The 22,517-nt window shown below is 66.0% G+C and carries 21 protein-coding genes; 12 read left to right on the top strand and 9 right to left on the bottom strand.

The window, feature by feature from the left end; genetic code table 11:
* Positions 1-36: 36 nt before the first annotated feature.
* Entirely contained in the window at positions 37-1,854 is a 1,818-nt protein-coding gene (lepA, locus tag D2V04_RS00535) for a translation elongation factor 4 (protein WP_119511489.1), read from the top strand.
* 5 nt (positions 1,855-1,859) lie between these two features.
* Positions 1,860-2,129 carry a hypothetical protein gene (locus tag D2V04_RS17695; RefSeq protein ID WP_147391741.1) on the top strand — a complete coding sequence of 90 codons (270 nt, stop codon included), beginning with the start codon at positions 1,860-1,862 and terminating at the stop codon, positions 2,127-2,129.
* A 202-nt stretch (positions 2,130-2,331) separates the two neighbouring features.
* Here the strand turns inward: D2V04_RS17695 and D2V04_RS17690 are convergent, their stop codons facing one another.
* The 6 genes from D2V04_RS17690 to D2V04_RS00510 all read right to left on the bottom strand — a co-directional run bounded on the left by D2V04_RS17690 (position 2,332) and on the right by D2V04_RS00510 (position 8,187).
* Complete coding sequence (locus D2V04_RS17690) at positions 2,332-2,823, bottom strand: hypothetical protein (RefSeq protein WP_147391740.1); 492 nt, start codon at positions 2,821-2,823, stop codon at positions 2,332-2,334.
* Entirely contained in the window at positions 2,820-3,863 is a 1,044-nt protein-coding gene (locus tag D2V04_RS00530) for an AAA family ATPase (protein WP_119511438.1), read from the bottom strand. Before D2V04_RS00530 ends, D2V04_RS17690 begins: the two co-directional genes overlap by 4 nt.
* Before the next feature lie 665 nt (positions 3,864-4,528).
* On the bottom strand, positions 4,529-4,771 hold the full coding sequence (locus tag D2V04_RS00525; protein ID WP_228766183.1) for a hypothetical protein: 243 nt from the start codon (positions 4,769-4,771) through the stop codon (positions 4,529-4,531).
* A gap of 83 nt (positions 4,772-4,854) precedes the next feature.
* On the bottom strand, positions 4,855-5,772 hold the full coding sequence (locus tag D2V04_RS00520) for a hypothetical protein (protein WP_182849602.1): 918 nt from the start codon (positions 5,770-5,772) through the stop codon (positions 4,855-4,857).
* A gap of 335 nt (positions 5,773-6,107) precedes the next feature.
* A complete protein-coding gene (locus tag D2V04_RS00515) occupies positions 6,108-7,373 on the bottom strand; it encodes a glutamate-5-semialdehyde dehydrogenase (protein ID WP_119511437.1) in 1,266 nt (421 codons plus the stop codon).
* A 46-nt stretch (positions 7,374-7,419) separates the two neighbouring features.
* On the bottom strand, positions 7,420-8,187 hold the full coding sequence (locus D2V04_RS00510; protein WP_119511488.1) for a pyrroline-5-carboxylate reductase family protein: 768 nt from the start codon (positions 8,185-8,187) through the stop codon (positions 7,420-7,422).
* Positions 8,188-8,372: 185 nt separating this feature from the next.
* On the opposite strand from D2V04_RS00510, the gene proB reads away from it, so the two are divergent.
* From proB to D2V04_RS00470, 8 genes are all read left to right on the top strand, one after another.
* The gene (gene proB, locus D2V04_RS00505) at positions 8,373-9,539 is read left to right on the top strand and encodes a glutamate 5-kinase (protein ID WP_119511436.1); all 1,167 of its coding nucleotides are present in this window, start codon (positions 8,373-8,375) and stop codon (positions 9,537-9,539) included.
* Between the two features lie 205 nt (positions 9,540-9,744).
* Positions 9,745-10,551 (top strand): outer membrane protein assembly factor BamD, encoded by an 807-nt coding sequence (locus D2V04_RS00500; protein WP_119511435.1) that lies wholly within the window; start codon positions 9,745-9,747, stop codon positions 10,549-10,551.
* Between the two features lie 71 nt (positions 10,552-10,622).
* A complete protein-coding gene (gene recN, locus D2V04_RS00495) occupies positions 10,623-12,287 on the top strand; it encodes a DNA repair protein RecN (RefSeq protein WP_119511434.1) in 1,665 nt (554 codons plus the stop codon).
* Positions 12,284-13,171: an alpha/beta hydrolase family protein gene (locus D2V04_RS00490; RefSeq protein WP_119511433.1), complete on the top strand. Its 888-nt coding sequence runs from the start codon at positions 12,284-12,286 to the stop codon at positions 13,169-13,171. The genes recN and D2V04_RS00490 overlap by 4 nt, the downstream gene beginning before the upstream one ends.
* A complete protein-coding gene (locus D2V04_RS00485; RefSeq protein ID WP_228766181.1) occupies positions 13,168-13,566 on the top strand; it encodes a putative quinol monooxygenase in 399 nt (132 codons plus the stop codon). The genes D2V04_RS00490 and D2V04_RS00485 overlap by 4 nt, the downstream gene beginning before the upstream one ends.
* Positions 13,563-15,752, top strand: a complete 2,190-nt coding sequence (gene ligA, locus D2V04_RS00480; protein WP_119511431.1) for an NAD-dependent DNA ligase LigA — start codon at positions 13,563-13,565, stop codon at positions 15,750-15,752. The genes D2V04_RS00485 and ligA overlap by 4 nt, the downstream gene beginning before the upstream one ends.
* A 328-nt stretch (positions 15,753-16,080) precedes the next feature.
* Entirely contained in the window at positions 16,081-16,488 is a 408-nt protein-coding gene (locus tag D2V04_RS00475) for a CBS domain-containing protein (protein ID WP_228766180.1), read from the top strand.
* A gap of 21 nt (positions 16,489-16,509) precedes the next feature.
* Positions 16,510-16,947, top strand: coding sequence for a DUF2267 domain-containing protein (locus D2V04_RS00470; protein WP_119511429.1), 438 nt, complete (start codon positions 16,510-16,512; stop codon positions 16,945-16,947).
* A gap of 31 nt (positions 16,948-16,978) precedes the next feature.
* On the opposite strand, the gene D2V04_RS00465 is transcribed toward D2V04_RS00470, so the two are convergent.
* Positions 16,979-17,329, bottom strand: a complete 351-nt coding sequence (locus D2V04_RS00465) for a nuclear transport factor 2 family protein (RefSeq protein ID WP_119511428.1) — start codon at positions 17,327-17,329, stop codon at positions 16,979-16,981.
* A 140-nt stretch (positions 17,330-17,469) separates the two neighbouring features.
* A complete protein-coding gene (gene ettA / locus D2V04_RS00460; protein WP_119511427.1) occupies positions 17,470-19,149 on the bottom strand; it encodes an energy-dependent translational throttle protein EttA in 1,680 nt (559 codons plus the stop codon).
* Positions 19,150-19,261: 112 nt separating this feature from the next.
* On the opposite strand from ettA, the gene D2V04_RS00455 reads away from it, so the two are divergent.
* Both D2V04_RS00455 and D2V04_RS00450 read left to right on the top strand, forming a co-directional pair.
* The gene (locus D2V04_RS00455; protein ID WP_119511426.1) at positions 19,262-20,638 is read left to right on the top strand and encodes a M20/M25/M40 family metallo-hydrolase; all 1,377 of its coding nucleotides are present in this window, start codon (positions 19,262-19,264) and stop codon (positions 20,636-20,638) included.
* A 62-nt stretch (positions 20,639-20,700) separates the two neighbouring features.
* Positions 20,701-21,189 carry a DUF421 domain-containing protein gene (locus D2V04_RS00450; protein WP_228766179.1) on the top strand — a complete coding sequence of 163 codons (489 nt, stop codon included), beginning with the start codon at positions 20,701-20,703 and terminating at the stop codon, positions 21,187-21,189.
* Here D2V04_RS00450 and D2V04_RS00445 read toward each other — a convergent pair.
* Positions 21,186-22,454, bottom strand: a complete 1,269-nt coding sequence (locus D2V04_RS00445) for an MATE family efflux transporter (protein ID WP_182849601.1) — start codon at positions 22,452-22,454, stop codon at positions 21,186-21,188. The genes D2V04_RS00450 and D2V04_RS00445 overlap by 4 nt on opposite strands.
* Between the last annotated feature and the right edge of the window lie 63 nt (positions 22,455-22,517).

The raw sequence follows: 22,517 nt of genomic DNA, 5'->3' as shown, positions 1-22,517 counted from the left end.
GCTGCATTGCACCAGGCACCCCTCAGCGGAATTATGATGACCGATCTTGCACGTATCCGGAACTTTAGCATCATTGCGCATATCGACCATGGCAAGTCGACGCTGGCCGATCGGCTGATCCAGCACTGCGGAGGCCTGACCGACCGCGAAATGAGCGAGCAAGTCCTTGATAACATGGACATTGAGCGCGAGCGCGGGATCACCATCAAGGCCCAGACCGTGCGCCTGAACTACACCGCGAAGGATGGGCAGACCTACGAGCTCAACCTGATGGACACCCCCGGCCACGTCGACTTCGCCTACGAGGTCAGCCGCTCCCTCGCCGCGTGCGAGGGCGCGCTGCTGGTGGTCGACGCCGCGCAGGGGGTCGAGGCGCAGACGCTCGCCAACGTCTACCAGTCGATCGAGCACGATCACGAGATCGTCCCCGTCATCAACAAGATCGACCTCCCCGCCGCCGAACCGGAAAAGGTCCGCGCCGAGATCGAGGACATCATCGGCATCGACGCCAGCGAGGCGGTGCTCACCAGCGCCAAGTCCGGCATCGGGATCGAGGACACGCTCGAGGCGATCGTCGCCAAGATCCCGCCCCCGAAAGGCGATCGCGACGCCCCGCTCAAGGCCATGCTGGTCGATAGCTGGTACGACCCCTACCTCGGCGTGGTCATCCTCGTGCGCGTGATGGACGGCGCGATCCGCAAGGGCCTCCAGGTCAAGTTCATGCAGGGCGGCACCCAGCACCTGATCGACCGCGTCGGCGCCTTCACCCCCAAGCGCGTCGACCTGCCGGAGATCGGCCCGGGCGAGATCGGCTTCATCACCGCGCAGATCAAGGAAGTCGAACAGGCCCGCGTCGGCGACACGATCACCACGGTGAAGGGCGGGGCGGAAAAAGCGCTGCCCGGCTACAAGGAAGCCCAGCCGGTCGTCTTCTGCGGCCTGTTCCCGGTCGACGCGGCCGACTTCGAGAAGCTGCGCGAATCGATCGGCAAGCTGCGGCTCAACGACGCGAGCTTCTCCTACGAGATGGAAAGCTCGGCCGCGCTCGGCTTCGGCTTCCGCTGCGGCTTCCTCGGCCTGCTGCACCTGGAGATCATCCAGGAACGCCTCAGCCGCGAATACGACCTCGACCTCATCACCACCGCCCCCAGCGTCGTCTACCGCATCCGCCTTGGCAAGACGAAGAGCGAGGAGGCGAAGACGATCGAGCTGCACAACCCGGCCGACTATCCCGATCCCAACCGGATCGAGTGGATCGAGGAGCCGTGGATCAAGGCGACGATCTACACGCCCGACGAATACCTCGGCAGTATCCTCAAGCTGTGCCAGGACCGGCGCGGCATCCAGACCGACCTCACCTATGTCGGCGGCCGCGCGCAGGTGACTTACGAGTTGCCGCTGAACGAGGTCGTGTTCGACTTCTACGACCGCCTGAAATCGATCAGCCGCGGCTACGCCAGCTTCGACTACGAGCAGATCGGCCTGCGCGAGGGCGACCTCGTCAAGATGAACATCCTGGTCAACAACGAGCCGGTCGACGCGCTGAGCCTGATCGTCCACCGCTCGGTCGCCGAAGAGCGCGGCCGCGGCATGTGCGAGCGCCTGAAGGACCTGATCCCGCGCCACCTGTTCAAGATCCCGATCCAGGCCGCGATCGGCGGCAAGGTGATCGCCCGCGAGACCATCGCCGCGCTGCGCAAGGACGTGACGGCGAAGTGCTACGGCGGGGATATCACGCGCAAGAAAAAGCTGCTGGAGAAGCAGAAGAAGGGCAAGGCGCGGATGCGGGAGTATGGGAATGTGAGCATTCCGCAGGAGGCGTTTATCGCGGCGTTGCGGATGGGGGAGGAGTGAGTGCGATGACGGCAAAGAAGGGCAGCGATCGATCCCTAGCGATAGAAGGACGCGAGTTGATAGAAAAGGCTATCATGCGATATTTGGCAACTCGTCCGCTTGGTGCGATAAACAATGAGATTGCCAAAGAGCTTGGGCTGGAATCTGATTTTCAAGGAAGGCAAAAGAACTACCTAACTTACTCGGTCTTGGGTGGCCTCATGAAACGAGGACTCGTTGAGCGTAAGGTCGACGGTACACGAAAGGCATTTGTCAAAGTGAGCAAACTTGACTAAAAAGGAAGGATGCCCGGAACTCCTTCGACGCCTATGACTCAGAGAGTTGCGGATGAGATACGTAGGCTCAAGCGTGAGGAAGGCCTCTACAATCATCAAATCGCGGCCAGACTGAATATCAACCAAGGTCGGGTTTCCGAGGTCCTGACCGGTAAGCGATTCCCGGAGAAGAAGCCACTACAACGCGATTTGTTTGACTAGTTCAACTCTTGCTCTTTGTGATCAAAGAAACCCACCTCTGATAATCAGCAGATTGATCGTTTTGGCGGTCTTCGAGATGGCTTACAGCTATTTGTAATTTTTCCTGTCTAGACTTCTCAGGGCTTTCGTCGAGGTTTTTTAGTATCATATCCTCGATTTGAGCGCGGGTTTTCGGAAGATCAGCTTTAATACCGGTTGCAATGGCTATTTGCTTGATTACACCAAGATTCGCACCAAGTTTTGGGTCAGATAGAACGTGTGCGAGTTGAGCTACAAGAGGGTCGCTAGCGCTGTAGCGTTTTTTTGTCGTGCCTTTTGTCGTCGACTTTCGCCGCGATGAAGCTTTATTTTTTTTCGGTACAATTTCCGCGCACTGTTCAGCTATCCGGGCGACTGCCGTGAAGTGCGCAGCAAGGAATTCCCAATCCTCTTTGCTGTGTGAAGCGACCAATTCCGCGACCGTTTTGATCAGCTTGTCTCGTTTCGTGGTCATAACCCAACTTTCTGATAAAATTCCCTAGCGGCCCTTGCTAATTCCGATTTTTTCAGATCTCGAGCATTGTTGGTCCAAAAAATGGGTTGGCCTTTACGGGCGCCTGCGGGATATGAGTCCGAATGACTGATCTCATTATCAAATATCGGAATATTAAATTCATGAGCGGTTTCCCTGACAAACCGTTTTGATTTCAGGTGTTCAACCTTGTCGGAGCTGTCGTTAAAAATAATGCCAAGGATGTCTGGGTAACGATCAGCCGGATGTTGAGCTTTGAACGCATCTACCGATTTTATGAGAAGAGGTAGTCCGATCGTGGATAAAAATTCCGGTTTTACTGGCACGACGATATAGTCAGAAGCATAATAAGCGGCCCAAGTTAGGATGCTTTCCGTCGGAGAGCAGTCAAGAATTATGACGTCATAATTGGTTATTACGTCCTCCAGCGAATCTCGGAGGATGTGTGCGCGTTCGGTAGCCAAGCGAACATTAAATGCGAGCTCAAGTCGAGCGGGTATCAAATGCAGGCATGAACCATCATCGTAATTTGTAACTTGTTGTATTAGCTCGGAAGCATGGACCGGAGGCTTGTCTCCGGTCATCGGACGGAACAGATCATCGATGGTCGGCTCATCAGAGTTGAGTAGCTCTTCGAAGCGCTGCACTCCCAATACGTACTGGCTTAGGTTAAACTGTGGATCTAGGTCGACCAATAAGACTCGATGGTCGAGTCTGGCGGCGCCGTACCATCCCAGATTTGCTGCCAAGGTGCTTTTGCCCACGCCGCCCTTCATGTTCATCATTGCAACGACGGTCGCGCGGGTCTCATTTTGCTGACTGGCTGCACTCGCTTTTGGTGGGTCAATCTCTAGACCTTCCCGCGCCGCCCACTCAACGATGGCGTCCGTACTCCAGACTGGCCCGCTTTTAAGGTTTGCTACGGGTGGAGGGAAGTCCTGACGACGGGCACGCCAATTCGCGACGTTCTGCTTGCTCACCCTGAGAACGTCGGCCACTTCAGCCAAGCCAAGCAATTCCATTCCACATAACCTTGTGTATGCTGTAATCAGAATGTTGTGTAGGGTATGGTGACACACTTGACAACTTTTATTTGGGGTCTATGCCTGAGGGTGGCGACCGAGGCCTGAATCAAGCCTCGGTCGCGATACTCAGTGACCTGCTGGCGCCTACCAAGCAAAAAACAGCAGGCCGCTCCTTTGGGAAAGGAGGTGCGTCGTGTGGCAAGCGACCCGGACAGGCTAAAGAGTCACCGCCGCGAGCCGTGCCCAATCGGCACGCTCGCCATCTACGCTTCAAACTTCTCCAAGTCAAAACGGAGGCTGAAAATGGCCAAGGTGAGTCCGTGGCACTCGATCAAACAGAGTGTCCACCACGACAATACTAACTGCAACACCGGAAACAACATCGAACGGGAAAACCGTCGCGATGGTACCGGAGGTAAGCCGCGCTGCGCCGAATGTGTCCGGCTCGCGTAGCTCACAGCTAAAACAGGGGGCTTGGCGGTCGCCGGGCCCCCTTATTCCTCCGGGCATTAAGCAATGATCGACCGCGGGGTTCATGCCTTGCGGAAGCGCTCCGCCCACCGGCTGACGGCGCAGGTAGTCGGCGGCAGTGGTGCTGGAATTACCAGGACAGAATATTTAACTCAGCAACTCCCCCACCAGCGACGGCCGATTGACGACCCTTACCAGAAGAACCCGCGCCGGTCCGGTCGGTTGCCGCCAACCGTGTTCCCAATTGAGCAACGTACCCTTGGCGACGCCGATGTTGTAGGCGAAGGCGGCTTGCACAGACCGGTGCTGGCACGGATCGCGGCGACGTTGACTTTAGGCACCTCGACCTGATGAACGCGCGCGCCAGTCGGTTTGCCTTCGGCGAAGTCGATGGCTTCGGCCAGCCCCTGCCGGATGCTTTCGAATACGCTCATGGTTGGTCTCCCGCGGACCGGACCTCCTCCTGGCTTCCAGTGCTGTGGGAGAACAGACCCACCTCCCGCGGGAGGGGAGGAGGTCACCAGCCATCATCCTTCAGCGACCTGATGCGCGGGCCGGTGGGTTCGGCGGGTGGGGGCTCGTTCGTTTCTTTCGCGGGGGCGTCGTCGTCCTCCGCCGGTTCCTTCTCCGGCGCCTCGCGGTCGTTCGCCGCCGTGGGACAGGGGCCCTCCGGCGGGGGTAGCTCGGGGAGGGCCGCTTTGGCGCGCTCGCGGTCCTGATAGGCCTGGGAGACCGGGTGTTCCGGGTCCTGGTAGGGGTCGTAGCCGTTGGCCTCGTCCTCCCGCCGGGCGGCTTCGTAGGCGTCGTGGAGGGCGCGGGTGCGGGGGCTCATGTAGAGGAGGAAGCGTTCGCGCATCTTGCCCAGCTTGCGGTCGATGCTGGCGAGCACCTCGTCCTCGTGCTCGTAGGAGGCTTCGCGCTTCTTCTCCTCCTCCCATTCCTTGCGCCACTGCTTCTTCAGGCGCTCGAGTTCCATCCTGCCGATCGCGCCGAGGCCTTTCGCCTTGCCTTCGGTGAAGCGCTCGGGCGCGCGGTTGCGGAGCATGAACATGAGCAGCCGGTCGTTGTAGGTGCGGCGGCTGCCGACGAGCTTGCCGTAGGAGTAGACGGGCACCTCGACGCCGTTGAGCGCGCGCTCCATCGCCACGTCCTCGATCCGCTGGACGCCGAGCTGGAGCGCGGCCTCCCACGCCTCGCGGAAGCTCTCCGCGCCCGGCTGGCGGCGCAGCTCGTAGGCGCCGGGCTGGCTCATGTTGACGGCGCGGCAGGCGGCCTCGACGCTGCCGGTGTCGGCCAGCGCCTCGATGAAGGCGCGCTGGCGCTGCTCGGTCCAGCCGTCGTGGCGTGGGCGGTCGCGGGGGACGGGGGTGAAGGCTGGCAGTTCGCCTGCGGGGAGGGGCAGGCGGGCCTCGCGATTGTCTGCTTTGCGGGTCATTTTCGAGTGTGGAGCAAAAAATCGCGATGTAGGAAAATGGATTTTTGAGGTTCTGGACTTCGGGCGCGGGTTTGTATGTTCGCGCGGAGTTTTTTGTTTTGGCCTCAAGCGCCGGCGGGCCCATCCGGGCCCTTGGCTTCCGCGCCAGTAGGCGCGGCGGCCGGTCGGCCTTGCGGTCCGCTGGTCGCGGACCGGACCAGCTCTCGACAGCCATGGCCGGGAAAGCCCCGGTCGGCGACCAGCCGACCGCAAGCGCGACCGCGCGCCCGCAGGGCCGTCAGGCCCGAGGATAGCCAAGGCCGCGGATGCGGCCGCCGGCGCTTGAGGCAAACAAACTAATCCCTGGTTTGCCCGTCCCCGTGCACCAGGTACTTGAAGCTGCACAGCTGCTCGAGCCCCACCGGGCCGCGGGCGTGCATCTTGCCGGTGGCGATGCCGATTTCCGCGCCCATGCCGAACTCGCCGCCGTCGGAGAACTGGGTGGAGGCGTTGTGCATCACCACCGCGCTGTCGATCGCGGTCAGGAAGCGGCGGGCGGCGTCGGCGTCCTCGGTCAGGATGGCGTCGGTGTGGTGGCTGGAGTGTTCGTCGACCCAGGCGATGCCTTCGTCGAGGCCGTCGACGATCTTCACGCTGGCGATGGGGTCGAGATACTCGGTGTCCCAGTCTTCCTCGGTCGCGGGCTTGATCCGGTCATCGAGCGCGACCGCCTCGGCGTCGCCGCGCAACTCGCAGTCGGCGGCCATCGCGTCGGCCAGCTTGGGGACGACTTCGCCCGCCACCGCGCGGTCGATGACGATGCTCTCGGTCGCCCCGCAGATGCCGGTGCGGCGAAGCTTGGCGTTGCGGATGACCTGCACCGCCTCGTCGATGTCGGCCGCCGCGTGGACGTAGCTGTGGCAGTTGCCGTCGAGGTGGAGGAGGGTGGGGACCTTGGCCTGGTCGCGCACCAGCTCGACCAGCCCGCGCCCGCCGCGGGGGATGACGAGATCGACGTAGTCGACCGCGCGCAGCAGCTCGGCGACGGCCTCGCGGTCGGTGGTCTGGACGGTCTGGACCGCGTCTTCCGGCAGGCCGGCGGCCTTGAGCCCGGCGCGCATCGCGGCGACGATCTCGCGGGTCGAGTTGCGGCTTTCCGAACCGCCGCGCAGGATGATCGCGTTGCCCGACTTGAGGCACAGTGCCGAAGCGTCGGCGCCGACGTTGGGCCGGGATTCGTAGATCATGCCGATCACCCCGATGGGGACGGCGACCCGCTCGATCTTGAGGCCGTTGGGCCGCTCGAACGTCGCGAGCTGGCGGCCGACCGGGTCGGGCAGCTCGGCGATTTCCTCGAGCGCCTTGGCCATGCCCTCGATGCGGTCCTCGGTCAGGCGCAGGCGGTCGACGAAGCTGTCGGGTTTCTTGCCCTCGACACTCGCGACGTCGGCCGCGTTCGCCTCGAGCAGCGCGGGCGTGCCGCTGCGGAGCGCCTTCGCCGCCTCGCGCAGCGCCGTGTTCTTCGCCTCGGTGCTGGCGGACAGGAGCCCGCGTGCAGCCTCGCGCGCGCGGCGGCCGAGTTCGTGGATGTGGATCTGCGGGTCGAGTGTCTGGTCGTTCATCGAAATCCTCGTGTCGTTCGGGTCATGGGCGGGAGCGCGCTGCGTATCAGCGCAACTCGACCGCCCGGTCGTAAGCTGCCTGCAATGTAGCACGCATCAGGCCGGAAAGCGTCTCGTCGCCATTGAGCGCGGACAGGCCGGCGGCGGTCGTGCCCCCCTTGCTGGTCACCGAATTGCGCAGCGTTTCGAGGTCGGGCGCGCCGTCCTCCATCGCCATCGCGAGCGCGCCGGCCATCGTGCCCAGCACCATGGCGCGCGCGTCCTCCGCGCTGAAGCCCTGCTCCTGCGCGGCGGCAATATAGGCGCGGGCGATCTCGAACACGTAGCCGGGGCCGGAACCGGCGACGGCGGTTACTCGGTCGAGCCGGTCCTCGTCGTCGACGGTCACCACGGTGCCTGCGCGCTCCATCATCGCGGCCGCATGGGCGCGCTGGTCGGCGTTCGCCTCCGGGTCGGCGTAGAGCCCGCTGACGCCCTGGCCGACCGCTGCCGGCAGGTTGGGCATGACGCGCACGACCGGCGCCCCGGCCATCGCGCGGGCGATCCGCTGCGCCGCGCTGCCGGCGGCGATCGACAGCACGTAGCCGCCATCGGCCAGCCGGCTGGCATAATCGGGGAGCACATCGTCGATCATCTGCGGCTTGATCGCGACGATCACGACATCGAACTTTTCCTGGCCGAGAGAGTTGAGATCGGAGACGAGCCGGGCGGGCGAGGGCGCGGACTCGAGTGCTGGATCGACGATGGTAAAGTTCTCGCCACCGCTCATCCAGTGATTGAGAAGTGCACCACCCATCTTGCCACAGCCGATCATGAGTATGTTATTGAAGTTCAAGTGTCGCCCCTCACTATAAAAGACTAGTTCGATGGAATGTCGCAGCGGTTCGTGACAAATTCGATCGCAAGAATCGTATGCCGCGCCGCAAGTGAACTTTTTCCGTGTTCCCGGTTGTGCATTGCACAATGGCTATCTACGTACCGACCGGAATTTTTCAAGGAATGGATTTTATCGTCGTGGCCGAGAATCGAAACATCGTCATCAAGATTGGTTCCGCTCTGCTCGCGAATTCGGACCTGCTCACCCCCCGCTTCAGCTTCATTCAACGGCTTCTGGAGGATGTGACCCGGCTTCGCAACGAAGGCTACAACGTGATCCTCTGCTCCTCCGGCGCGGTCGCGCTGGGCCTCAAGATCGTCGGCGAGACGCCCGCGACCGCCGGCGTCAGCGACAAGCAGGCGGCCGCCGCCTGCGGCATGCCTCTGCTGCTCAACGCCTACAAGCAGGTCGGCCACGAATACGGGTTCGAGATCGCGCAGGTCCTGCTGACTCTGGGCGACTTCGAGCATCACCGCCGGTTCCTCAACACCCGCAACACCGTGCACCGGCTGCTGGAAGCGGGCGTGGTGCCGATCGTCAACGAGAACGATTCCATCACCACCGAGGAGATCCGCGTCGGCGACAACGACCGGCTGGCGGCCAAAGTGGCGCAGATGGTGGGCGCAAAGGACTTCATCATCCTGACCTGCGTCGACGGCCTCTACGATCGCAACCCCGACGAACCCGGCGCCCAGCTGGTCGAGGAAGTCCACGACGTGGGCGAATACATGGCCGCCACTACCGGCAAGAGCACGCTCGGCACCGGCGGCATGACGACCAAGCTCAAGGCCGCGAACATGGCCCAGGAAGCGGGCTGCATGACCTATATCGCCAACGGCGAATACGAACGCCCGCTGTCCGCCGTGCTGAACGGCGAGCGTCGCTGCACCCGCTGCCTGCCCAATCCCAACCCGATGTCGGGCAAGGACGGCTGGATCGCGAACCGCCTGCAGATGGCGGGCAGCATCGAGGTCGCGAAGGAACTTGCCGACGAGCTGGTGCAGAACAAGCGGTCGATCCATCGCGAAGACATCCAGGCGATGGACGGCGACTTCACCCGCGGCGACGTGCTGCACCTCTACGACACCGATGGTGTGGAGCGCGCGCGCGGACTCAGCGACTTCACCTCGGAGGAGATCCGGGTGATGCTGGTCAATCCCGAGACCCCGCCCGAGCAACTGCTGGGCTACCAGACCAAGGGCGAGATCATCCGCGCCAACAATCTCGTGATGCTCGATAACCGGCACCTGCTGTGGGACGCGCCCGAGGGGATGACCGCGACGCCGTGAGGCGGGCGGGTAAGTAGCTCCCCGTCATTCCAGCGAAAGCCGGGATCGGGTGCAGCGAAGTCCCGCCTGGTGGAGAGCGATCCCGGCTTTTGCTGGGATGACGTTCATGATGACGCGACAGGGGATGGCCGATGACCCGATGGCCGCCCGCTCTCTCGCCAACTTCACTTTGCGTTCAGCGAGTGCGGCGGTATAGGCCGCTGCCATGACCACACGTCCGCGTTCGCCGCTCAAGCTCGCTCTCGCCGCCACTGCCTGCGCGGCCACTGTCTTCACCGCAGGTTGTGCCGGCGGTGGCGGCGGACCCAAGGATTCGCTCGCCTATGTCGCGCGCGACGTGGAGTCGCTCTACGCGGAAGCGAAGCGGCGGCTCGACAACGGCAATGCCAAGCTTGCCGCCGCGCTGTTCGACGAAGTCGAGCGCCAGCATCCCTATTCGCCCTGGGCCCGCCGCGCGCAGTTGATGAGCGCGTTCAGCTATTACGTGGCGAAGGATTACAACCAGGCGATCCAGAGCGCGCAGCGCTTCCTTTCGATTCACCCGGGCAACAAGGATGCGCCGTACGCCTACTACCTGATTGCGCTCAGCTACTACGAGCAGATCAGCGACGTGCACCGCGACCAGGCGATCACCGAGCAGGCGCGCACCGCGCTGAACGAAGTGGCGCGGCGTTTCCCGCAGACCGAATACGCGTCCGACGCGCGGCTGAAGCTCGACCTTGTCAACGATCACCTCGCCGGCAAGGAGATGGAGATCGGGCGCTTCTACGAGCGCAGCGGCAAGTGGCTTGCGGCGCAGATCCGGTTCCAGAACGTGGTCGACAACTTCCAGTCCACCAGCCACGCGCCCGAGGCGCTCTATCGCCTCACCGAAACCAGCCTGGCCCTGGGCATTCCACAGGAAGCGGTGAAGTACGCTGCCGTCCTCGGGGCCAACTATCCCGGCACGGAATGGTACGAGAAGGCTTACGAGCTGGTGCAGGATCACGCGGCCGGCGTCACCGCGAGCTGATCGCGCCTGTTCGCAAGCGCGCGCCGGTTGGTGACGCGCATTCTCATTCCGGCTAGAGAATCGGGCCAGTCATGCTGACCCGCCTGTCCATCCGCAACGTCGTGCTGATCGAAGCGCTCGATCTCGATTTCGGGCGCGGCCTCGGCGTGCTCACGGGCGAGACGGGGGCAGGCAAGTCGATCCTGCTCGACGCGCTGGGGCTGGTGCTCGGCAACCGGGCGGAGACCATGCTGGTGCGCGCCGGCGAGGACCGTGCGAGCGTGACCGCGAGCTTCGAGTTCGCGCGGCTGCCCGATGCGATTGCCGAAGCTCTCGGCGACGCGGAGATCGCGGTGGAGCCGGGCGAGCCGCTGATGATCCGCCGCCAGGTGCGCGCCGACGGCGGGAGCAAGGCCTTCGTCAACGACCAGCCGGTCAGCGTGGCGCTGCTGCGCGCGCTCGCGCCGGCGCTGGTCGAGCTGCACGGGCAGCACGACGATCGCGGCCTCGTCAATCCGCGCGGACACCGGGCGCTGCTCGACCGCTATGCCGGGGCCGATACCGCCGGTGTCGCGAGCGCGTGGGATGTCTGGCGCGCGGCGGAAGAGCAGCTGGAGGGCGCACGCGCGGAGATCGAGCAGGCGAAGGCCGATCAGGACTTGCTGCTGGCGCATCTCGCGGAACTCACCGCGCTCGAGCCGCAAGCCGGTGAGGAGGCGCGGCTGGCCGAAGCGCGCGCGGCCATGCAGAAAGGCGAGCGGCTCTCGGGCGATCTCGAGGAGCTGCGCCATGTGTGGGACGGATCGGACTCGCCGCTCGCCTCGCTCCGGGTGGCGGCGCGGCGGCTCGACCGGATCGCGCCCGAGCACCCGCTTCTGGCCGAAGCGCTCACGGCGCTCGACCGCGCGGTGATCGAGGCGGGCGAGGCCGAGGAGAAGCTTCAGGCGGCCGCGGAGGCGCTGGTGCACGATCCGGCGGCACTGGAAGCCGCCGAGACCCGCCTGTTCGACTTGCGCGCGCTGGCTCGCAAGCATCGCTGCGAGGTCGACGAGCTGCCCGACAAGATGCGCGCGTTCCGCGCCGCGCTCGACGCGATCGAGGGCGGAGAGGCGGAACTCGACGCGCTCGAAGCGGCGGCGCGCGAGGCGGGCGAACGCTACCGCGCGCGCGCGGGCGCCCTGCACGAGGCGCGCCTCGCGGCGGCGGCGAAGCTCGACGAGGCGGTGGCGGCGGAGCTGGCGCCGCTCAAGCTCGACGCGGCGCGGTTCCGTACGGCGGTCGGCGAACTGCCCGAGGAGCGCTGGGGCCCGCACGGGCTGGACAGCGTCGAATTCCTGATCGCGACCAACCCGGGCGCGGACTTCGCCCCGCTCGCCAAGATCGCCAGCGGCGGCGAGCTGTCGCGCTTCATCCTCGCGCTCAAGGTCGCGCTGGCCGAGCAGGGCGGCGCGGCGACGGTGATCTTCGACGAGATCGATCGCGGCGTGGGCGGTGCGGTCGCGAGCGCGATCGGCGAACGCCTCGCGCGGCTGGCGGAAGGCGGGCAATTGCTCGCGGTGACGCACAGCCCGCAAGTCGCCGCGCGCGGGCGGGTGCATTACCTGATCGCGAAATCGAGCGAGGGCACTGTCACGAAGACCTCCGTCCAGCTGCTCGACGAGAGCGGCCGGCAGGAGGAAATCGCCCGCATGCTCTCGGGCGCCGAAGTGACGCCCGAGGCCCGCGCGCAGGCGGATCGGCTGCTGGAGGGGGTGTGAGGCATGCCGCGCTCGGGATCGCCTTGCTGATGGCCGCGGGCTCGTCCTCGGCCGAGACCGCCAGCGGCGACATGTTCGGCACCGATGCGCATCTCGCGCCGTTGGAGCCGGATGCGGTGCTGCGCTATGCGGATCATCCGCGCGGGTTCGCGGAGCTGCGGTTGCCGGAGGGGGATGGGCCGTTTCCGCTTGCGGTGATCTTTCATGGCGGGTGCTGGAAGACCGGCGTGGCCAACCAGGCCTATATGGCGCCGCTCGCGACGCGCTGGCAGGGGCAGGGGATCGCCACGCTCAACGTCGATTACCGCGAGGTCGGTGACGGGGGCGGCTGGCCGGGGAGCTTCGAGGACTGGCAAGCCTCGGCCGCGCTGATCGACCGGGCGGCGACAGCGCATCCGATCGACCGCGCGCGGGTGACGCTCGTCGGCCACTCGGCGGGCGCTCTGCCGGCGCAATGGCTGGCGACGGCGCAAGGGGAAGGCGGCCCTCTCGGCGCGCGCGCGCCGCTCGCGGTGCGCGCCGCGATCGTCCTCGACGGCCCCGCCGATGTCGGGGCGGAGCGCGAGGCGTTCGACGTCTTGTGCGAATTCTCCTCCGTCGATCCGTTCATGGGCGGCGACCCGGCGCGCGTGCCCGCCCGCTACGCCGCCATCGCTCCTGCCAGCTATGCCCCGCGGCTCGAGGAGCTGCTGTTCGTCCAGGCCGTCCTCCCGCCCCCGCCGACCGCCGCGCAGGCCGCGATCCGCGCGGGCGGCGCGCGGCTGGAGGTTCGCGAGAACCCCGGCGCCAGCCACTTCGCGATCCTCACACCCGGCTCCGAAACCTACACCGCCAACGAGCCCGCGATGCTGAGGGTGCTGCGCGGCGGAAGGGCCGCACGATGATGGACAGGCGGACGCATCTGGCGGCGCTGGCCGCTTTTGCGGCGGCGGTGTTGCCCACGCGGCAGACGAAGGCTTTGGGGAAGATCATGGAAGAGATATATCCGCAATACGGCCTGATCGGTCAGATCATCGCGCAGCCCGGCCAGCGCGCGGCGCTCGCCTCGATCCTGACCGAGGGCACGAATCGGATGCCGGGCAACTTCGCCTATCTGGTCGGCGAGGACGCCGCCAATCCGGATGCGCTGTGGGTGGTCGAGATCTGGGCCGATGAAGAGGCTCACGCCGCCTCGCTGGCCTTGCCCGAGGTCAAGGCGGCGATCGCGAAGGGCCGCCCGCTGATCGCTGGATTTGGCACTCGCGCGGAGTTCAAGCCGGTGGCAGACGCGGCTGCATGACGGATATTGAATCGCTTTCCGAGGCCGACGCCGCCAACGAGCTGATGCGGCTCGCCAAGGCGATCGCGCGGCACAACCGGCTCTACCATGCCGAGGACGCGCCCGAGATCACGGATCAGGAATACGACGCCCTCGTGCGCCGCAATGCCGCGCTGGAGGAGCGGTTTCCGCATCTCGTGCGGGCGGATTCGCCGTCGCAGGCGGTCGGCCACGCGGTCGCCGGGTCGCCGCTGTCGAAAGTGACGCACGAGGTTCGCATGATGAGCCTCGACAATGCCTTCGCCGACGAGGAGGTGGCCGAGTTCGTCGCGCGCGTGCGGCGCTATCTCGCGCTCGCGGACGACGAGCCGCTCGCCTTCACCGCGGAGGACAAGATCGACGGGCTGTCGTGCTCGCTTAGGTACGAGAACGGCACACTTGTCCGCGCGGCGACCCGCGGCGACGGCCAGGTGGGAGAGGACGTTACCGCCAACGTGGCGTGCATTGCGGACATTCCGCAGGCGCTGCCGGGCGGGGCGCCCGAAGTCTTCGAGATACGCGGCGAGGTCTATATGGAGCGCGAGGCCTTCCTCGCGCTCAACGGGCGGCTGATGGAGGAGGCCCGCGCGCAGGCGGAGGCGAAGGAGGAGGAGTTCGATCCCGCCAAAGTCCGCCAGTTTGCCAATCCGCGCAATGCCGCCGCCGGTTCGCTGCGGCAGAAGGACGCAAGCGTCACCGCCAGCCGGCCCCTGCGGTTCTGGGCGCATGGCTGGGGCGCGGCGTCGGAAGTGCCGGGCGAGACGCAATTCGAGGTCATGCGCCGGATCGGCGACTGGGGCCTGCCGATCAGTCCCGACCTCAAGCTCTGTACTTCGCTGGAGGAGATGCTCGCGCACTACCGCGCGATCGGTGAGGGGCGGGCAAAGCTCGGCTACGAGATCGACGGCGTGGTGTACAAGGTCGACCGTCTCGACTGGCAGGAACGGCTCGGCTTCGTCGCCAAGGCGCCGCGCTGGGCGCTGGCGCACAAGTTCCCTGCCGAGCAGGCCGAAACGACGCTGGAGGCGATCGACATCCAGGTCGGCCGCACCGGCAAGCTGACCCCGGTGGGCCGCCTCGCGCCGGTGCTCGTCGGCGGGGTCACGGTGACCAACGTCACGCTGCACAACCGCGACGAGATCGCGCGGCTCGGCGTGCGGCCGGGCGACCGGATCAAGGTCCAGCGCGCGGGCGACGTGATCCCGCAGGTGGTCGAGAACCTGACCCGCGAGGCCAAGCGGCCCGCCTATCACTTTCCCGACGAGTGCCCGGAGTGCGACAGCGAGGCCGTCGCCGAGGAGGGCGAAGTCGACGTACGCTGCACCGGCGGGCTGATCTGCCCGGCGCAGCGGACCGAACGGCTCAAGCATTTCGTCAGCCGCGGCGCGCTCGACATCGAGGGGCTGGGCGAGAAGACGATAGAACAGTTCTTCACCCTCGGCTGGCTCGAAAGCCCGGCCGACATCTTCCGCCTGAAAGGCCGGCGCGAGGAGATCCTCGCGCTCGAGGGGTGGAAGGACAAGTCTGTCGACAACCTGTTGGCGAGCATCGAGGCCAAGCGCGCGCCCGATGCCGCGCGGTTGCTGTTCGGCCTCGGCATCCGCCATGTCGGCGCGGTCACCGCGCGCGACCTGATGAAGGGTCTGAGCGACATCCGGCGGCTGCCGGGCAAGGCGGCGGAGATCCATGCCTACCGCGGGGAGAACCCGCGCGGACCGGACGAGTCCGAAGGCAAGTTCAACACCCGCATGGTCGAGGCGATCAAGGACATCCTCGAAGTGCGCGCGGACGGGATCGGCACCGCGGTCGGCTTCGCACTGGCCGACTTCTTCCACGAGGATCACAACCGCGACGTCTGGAACGACCTGATCGGCGAGAAGCCGGGCGCGGGCGTCGTCGATCCGCCGGCTTACGTGGTCGAGACGAAGGACAGCGCGGTGGCGGGCAAGACGGTCGTCTTCACCGGCAAGCTCGAAACCATGAGCCGCGACGAGGCCAAGGCCCAGGCCGAACGGCTCGGGGCCAAGGCGGCCGGAACGGTGAGTGCCAAGACCGACCTCGTCGTTGCCGGCCCTGGCGCCGGCAGCAAGCTCAAGAAGGCGGCGGAGCTCGGCATCGAGGTGATCGACGAAGCCGCCTGGGCCGAGATCGTCAAGGCGGCGGGCTAAGGGCGCCGCCGCCCGCGCTCGCGTCATCTCGGTGGATCTCGCGTCATCCCAGCGAAAGCTGGGATCGCTCTCCGCACCGTACGATCTGGCTGCACGCGACCCCAGCTTTCGCTGGGGTGATGACCCGTTGAAGGGTGAACCGGCGCGCTCCCGAGCCAAGCCGTGGCCTGTCTGCGGCGGTCGATGCAACGTTATCGCTGGCCATCCATTGGCCAGGTAGACGTGGCGTTTTCCACGTCCTGCTCCGCGCCTCCCGGCGCCCCGCGCCGGATGGTGAGGGGGCGAACCAGCCAACTAGCGGAGACGAACGATGCAAGTCAGCGAATGTATGACGAGAGACGTCCAGGTGGCGAGCCCGGACGACACGATTCAACAGGCGGCAACGATCATGGATCGCATCAATGCCGGCGTCCTTCCGGTTGGGCAGGACGACCGGCTCGTGGGCATGATCACCGACCGCGACATCGCGGTTCGCGCCGTGGCCAAGGGGCGCGAATGCGGCACGCCCGTGCGCGAGGCCATGAGCGGCGAGGTCCGGTACTGCTACGCCGACGACGATGCCAACGAAGTGCTCGAGAACATGGGCGACCAGCAGCTTCGCCGGATGCCGGTGGTCGACCGCGACAAGCGTCTGGTCGGCATTGTCTCGATCGGCGACCTCGCCAAGAAGGACGAGCGCGACAGCGGCGAGGCATTGCACCAGATCGCGCAGCCGGGCGGCCTCCACGCGACCTGACCCGCAGACAGGAGAAAACCGATGAGTGCCAACGGCCTCGAGGTATTCGACAAGACCCTGCAGACGACCAACATCTGGCTCGATCAGATCATGGAGCGGCTCGGCCCCGACCGGCAGGCAGCATGGAAAGTGCTGAGCACCGTGCTGCACAAGCTGCGCGATCGCCTGCCGGTGGAGGAAGCCGCCCATCTGGGCGCGCAGCTTCCGCTTCTCGTGCGCGGGGTCTACTACGACCAGTACCAGCCCGCACGCCAGCCGGTCCGATGCAGCCGCGAGGCGTTCGTCGCCGAAGTGACCGAATGGCTGGCCGACACCCGGCCGGTCGATCCGGAGGAGGCGATCCGGACGGTGTTCGATGTGCTGTCGCGCAACATCGACACCGGGCAGGTCGAAAAGGTCAAGGCGATCCTGCCCGAGGGCATCCGCGACCTCTGGCGGAGCGCGGAGGAAGTGGCCTGAGGGCTTCGAGCACGCCCGTCATGGGCAAGCCCTAGTCCGGCGGTGCCACGTCGTAGTGGATGATCTGCACGGCGATCAGGCCGTCCTTCACCACGAAGGCGTCGGCGCCGTGGCGCGTGCGCGCGCCGTTGGCGGCGGTGGCGGACCAGCCGAGCAGGGCGTAGTCGTCGGCCACCCGCAGCAGTTCGTAGCGATAGGTGGCGTCGGGCAGGTTTTCCTGGAGGATGCGGGCCGTCTTGCGAATCCCGTCCTTGCCGCGGAACACGCCGTCCTTCGCCATGACGAGCAGGTCGTCGGCGTAGTTCCGCTCGACATCCGCACCCAGATCATGCTCGCGCCGCAGCGCGAGGTGATCCTCGATGACTTCCCGGGTCGATCGCATCGGCTTCTCCTCGGAAGGAGAACGCCGGGGCCGAGCGAGTGTTTCACAAAGAAAGCCTCCCCCGCTGCGTTTCCTCTGGCGGGATGGCAGCGGAGGCAGGCCCACCCCGGCCCCTCCCGCAAGCGGGAGGGAGAAGGACGTCAGCGGGTGAGCTTCTTGTAGGCCAGACGCGTCGGACGGTCGGCTGCGTCGCCGAGGCGGCGACGCTTGTCTTCCTCGTAGGCTTCGAAGTTGCCTTCGAACCACTCGACGTGGCTGTTGCCCTCGAACGCGAGGATGTGCGTCGCCAAGCGGTCGAGGAAGAAACGGTCGTGCGAGATGACCACGGCGCAGCCGGCGAAGTTCTCGATCGCCTCTTCCAGCGCACCGAGCGTTTCGACGTCGAGGTCGTTGGTCGGCTCGTCTAGCAGCAGGACGTTGCCGCCCTGCTTGAGCATCTTGGCCATGTGGACGCGGTTGCGCTCACCGCCCGAGAGCTTGCCGACGTTCTTCTGCTGGTCCTGGCCCTTGAAGTTGAACGCACCGACGTAGGCGCGCGTCGACATGTCGTGGCCGTTGACCTTCATGTAGTCGAGCCCGTCGGAGATCTCCTCCCACACGTTGTGCTTGGGGTCGAGGTGGTCGCGGCTCTGATCGACATAGCCGAGGCGCACGGTGTCGCCGATCTCGACGCTGCCGCTGTCGGGTTCTTCCTTGCCGGTGAGAATCTTGAACAGCGTGGACTTGCCGGCGCCGTTCGGGCCGATCACGCCGACGATGCCGCCCGGGGGCAGCATGAACGAGAGGTTCTCGAACAGCAGCTTGTCGCCATAGGCCTTGGAGATGTTCTTGGCCTCGATCACCTTGCCGCCGAGACGCTCGGGCACCTGGATGACGATCTGCGCCTTGCCCGGCTTGCGGTCGTTCTGCGCTTCCTGAAGCTGCTCGAACTTGCGGATACGCGCCTTGGACTTGGTCTGCCGCGCGGAGGGCGTCTGCCGGATCCACTCGAGCTCGCGGCTGAGCGATTTCTGCCGCCCGCTCTCCTCGCGCGATTCCTGCTCGAGGCGCTTGGCCTTCTTCTCCAGGTAGGTCGAGTAGTTGCCCTCGTAAGGGAAGTAGTTGCCGCGATCGAGCTCGAGAATCCAGCCGACGACGTGGTCGAGGAAGTAGCGGTCGTGGGTGATCATCAGCACCGCGCCGGCATATTCCTTGAGGTGGTTTTCGAGCCATTCGACGCTTTCGGCATCGAGGTGGTTGGTCGGCTCGTCCAGCAGCAGGATGCTGGGTTTCTGGATCAGCAGGCGGGTAAGCGCCACGCGGCGCTTCTCACCACCCGAAAGATCGGTGACGGGCCAGTCGCCGGGCGGGCAGCGCAGCGCCTCCATGGCGATTTCGAGCTGGTTGTCGAGCGTCCACCCGTCGACCGCGTCGATCTTCTCCTGGAGCGTGCCCATCTCCTCCATCAGCGCGTCGAAATCGGTGTCGTCCTGGGGATCGCCCATTTCGGCGCTGATCGCGTTGAAGCGGTCGACCATGTCCGCGACGTCGCGCGCGCCGTCCTTGACGTTCTCGAGCACGGACTTCGACGGGTCGAGCTCCGGCTCCTGCGGCAGGTAGCCGACGGTGATGTTCTCGCCCGGCCAGGCTTCGCCGGTGAAGTCGGTGTCGATCCCGGCCATGATCTTCATCAGGGTCGACTTGCCCGCGCCGTTGGGGCCGACGATGCCGATCTTCGCGCCCTGGTAGAACTGCAGGTTGATGTCCTGCAGCACCGGCTTCTGCGCGCCGGGGAAAGTCTTGGTCATGTTCTTCATGACGAATGCGTATTGGGCGGCCATCAGTCGTCCTTCGGGTAAAAACGGGTGTTTCGAGAGTTGGCGCGCAGATAGGCGTTGGGGCGGGCGCGGGCAAGCTGGACTTGGCCGCAAGACGCCGATAGCAAGCGCACCCATGAGGACTCTGGCACTGGCGCTCGCCGCCGCATCGCTCCCGACGCTCGCCGCCGCGCAGACCGTCGCTTCCGAAACCCCCGCCGCCGCTGCAAGCGCCGATGCTGCGCTCGAAAGCGACACGCTCGCGTGGGACTTCGTCGAGGGAATCACGACCGAGGTCGGGCCGCGCCAGGCCGGCACCGAGGCGGAGAAGCGCGGGCGCGACTGGTCGGTCGCATGGCTCAAGGCCAACGGCTTCGCCAACGTCGCCGACGAGCCGTTCCAGATGGAGACCTGGGTCCGCGGCACCGAGACCGCCGAGATCGTCAGCCCCTATCCGCAGCCGTTCCATGTGACGGCGCTGGGCGGCAGCGCCTCGACCGGGCCGGAGGGAATCACCGCCGAAGTGGTCGAGTTCGAAAGCGTCGCGGCGCTCCAGGCCGCGCCGGCGGGGAGCCTCAAGGGCAAGATCGCCTATATCAGCCATTCGATGACGCCGACGCAGGACGGTTCGCAATACGGCTTCGCCGGCCCGGCGCGCTGGGTCGGCGCGGGGATCGCCGCGAGCAAGGGCGCGATCGGGAGCGTGATCAAGTCGGTCGGCACCGACCATCACCGTAACCCGCACGCCGGCGGCACCTCGTTCCCCGAAGGCGTGGCGCCGATCCCTGCGGGCGCGCTATCGCTCCCGGACGCCGCCAACCTGGAACGGATGTTCGACCGCGCCAAGGGGCCGGTCCGCATGAAGCTCGTGCTCACCCCGCGCGATCTCGGCACGACCACGAGCGGCAACGTCGTGGGTGAGATCGTCGGGCGCGATCCCTCGCTGCCGCCGGTGCTCGTCGCCTGCCATATCGACAGCTGGGATCTCGGCACCGGCGCGATCGACGACGGCGCGGGCTGCGGCATCGTCGCCGCGGCCGCCAAGCACGCCGCCGCCGCGGGCCAGCCGCTGCGCACGATCCGCGTGCTGTTCGCGGGAGCGGAGGAGACGGGGCTGTGGGGCTCCAAGGCCTATTCCGCCGCGCACATCGCCGAGCCGATCGCGGTCGGCCTCGAAAGCGACTTCGGCGCGGACCGCATCTGGCAGTTCGGAAGCAACTTCCGCGAGAGCAATCCCGACCTCCACGCGAAGATCGCGGCGGCCGTGGCGCGCTTCGGCGTTTCCAACGGCACCGGCGTCGCAACCGGCGGGGCGGACATCAACATCGTGCGCGACCAGAACGGCGCGATCATCGACCTGTCGCAGGACGGCACGCGCTACTTCGATCTGCACCACACACCGGACGACACGCTCGACAAGATCGACCCGGCGCAGCTCCGCCAGAACGTCGCGGTGTGGACGCAGGTGATCGGCATCCTCGCCAACGAGCCGGGACCGATCAAGGGCGAGTGACGTTGATCGGTCGGTAACGAAAGGACCGGCCGATCCTGTTCGCGAACGATACGCTCGACATAGTGGCGCGCGGCCTGCTGCTCGCGGTCGCCGCGCTCGCGTGGGTGGTATTGCTCGTCAGGGTCAACGGGCTGCGCTCGCTGTCCAAGATGACCAGCTTCGACTTCGTCATGACGATCGCGCTCGGCAGTCTCGTCGCCGGCGCGTCGCAGGCGGACAGCTGGAGCGGGTTCGCCCAGCCGCTGGTGGCGATGGCGGGCCTGTTCGTCGCGCAATGGAGCGCGGCACGGCTGCGCAGGATCTCTCCGGCGATCGAGAACGTGATCCAGAACGAACCGGTGCTGCTGATGCGCGACGGCGAGATTCTTCGTGGCGCGCTCGACCGGACCCGCGTGGCGGAGAGCGACCTGTTCGCCAAGCTGCGCGAGGCCAACGTCTCCGACATGTCGCAAGTGCGCGCGGTCGTGCTCGAAACCACCGGCGACGTCAGCGTTCTGCACGGTGAAACGACCAGCGAGCGCCTGCTCGAGGGCGTTGAGCAGCAACGCTAGCGGCCCAGTTCGCGCCGCATGAGCCGGGGAAGCATCGCCGCCTGGATCGTGGCGCGCGCGACGAGGAACAGCGTGAAGGCGAGCCACAGGCCCCAGTTGCCGTGCGGCCAGGCGAGCCACAGTACCCCGGCATAGACCACAGCGGCGCCGAGCATCGAAACGAGCAGCGCCCGCGTCCAGCTCGCGCCGACGAACACGCCGTCGAACACGAAGCCGGCGACGCCGGCGAAGGGGATCAGGATCAGCCAGAATGCCTGCTGCTGGGCCGCCTCCGCCACCGCGTCGGTCGCGGCGAAGCTGGCGAGGATCGGATCGGCCAGAACTGCGAAGGCGAGGGCAACCAGCGCCGCCGCGCCGAATCCGCGCAGCAGGATCGCCTTGATGTAGCGCGCGAAGCCTTCGCGGTCCGCTGCGCCCGCCCGCTCGCCGTTCAGCACCTGGGCGGCGTTCTCGAACCCGTCGAGCAGCAGCGCGGTGAAGACGAACATCTGGTAGAGAATGCCGTTGGCTGCGAGCACCACCGCCCCGCGCTCGGCGCTCAGCCGGGTCAGCGCGGCCAGCGCCACCATCAGCACGACGGTGCGCAGAAACAGGTCGCGGTTGAGCGAGAGGAATGGCTTGAGGCTCGCCCACCGCAGCACCGTCCGCTCGCGCGCGGCATCGATGATCGTGCGCCCCTGCTCGCCCCGCAGCACGAAGGCCGCGACCGCGGCGAGCTTGGCGTATTCCGCGGCGAAGCTCGACCAGCCGACCCCGGCGATACCCATGTCGAGCCCGAGCACGAACCACAGCCCCAGCGCGACATTGAGCAGGTTGTACGCGACCTCGAACACGAGCACCGCAGCCATCTGCCGCCGTCCCACGAGATAGCCGATCAGCGCGAGATTGAGCATCACACCCGGCGCGGTCCAGTAGCGGATCTCGGCGTATGTGCGGGCGGCCGCAAGCACATCGCCCTGCGCGCCCAGTACCCCCAGCAGCACCGGCATCAGCACCGGCTTGGCGATCAGCAACAGGGCCGCGATCGCTATCCCGATCGCCGCGCCCCGCAGCAATATCGCCGCCTGCTCGTGCGCCCCGCTGCGCGTCCCCGCCTGTGCGACGAGCCCGGTCGTCCCGGTCTTGAGAAAGTTCATCACGGTGAACAGCACCGCGAACAGCCGTGCGCCGACATCGACGGCGCCCTGTGCCGCGGCATCCTCCAGCCGGCCGACGATCCACATGTCACCGAGCCCGATCAGGGCGGTCGCGACGTTGGTGGCCATCGCGGGAAGGGCGATCGCCCAGATGACCCGGGTGTCGAGCGCAGCGGCAGGGGAGGGGGTAGA

This window comes from Pelagerythrobacter aerophilus, assembly GCF_003581645.1.
GTDB classification, from domain to species: domain Bacteria; phylum Pseudomonadota; class Alphaproteobacteria; order Sphingomonadales; family Sphingomonadaceae; genus Pelagerythrobacter; species Pelagerythrobacter aerophilus.
This window is presented reverse-complemented; position numbering and strand designations above follow the sequence as displayed.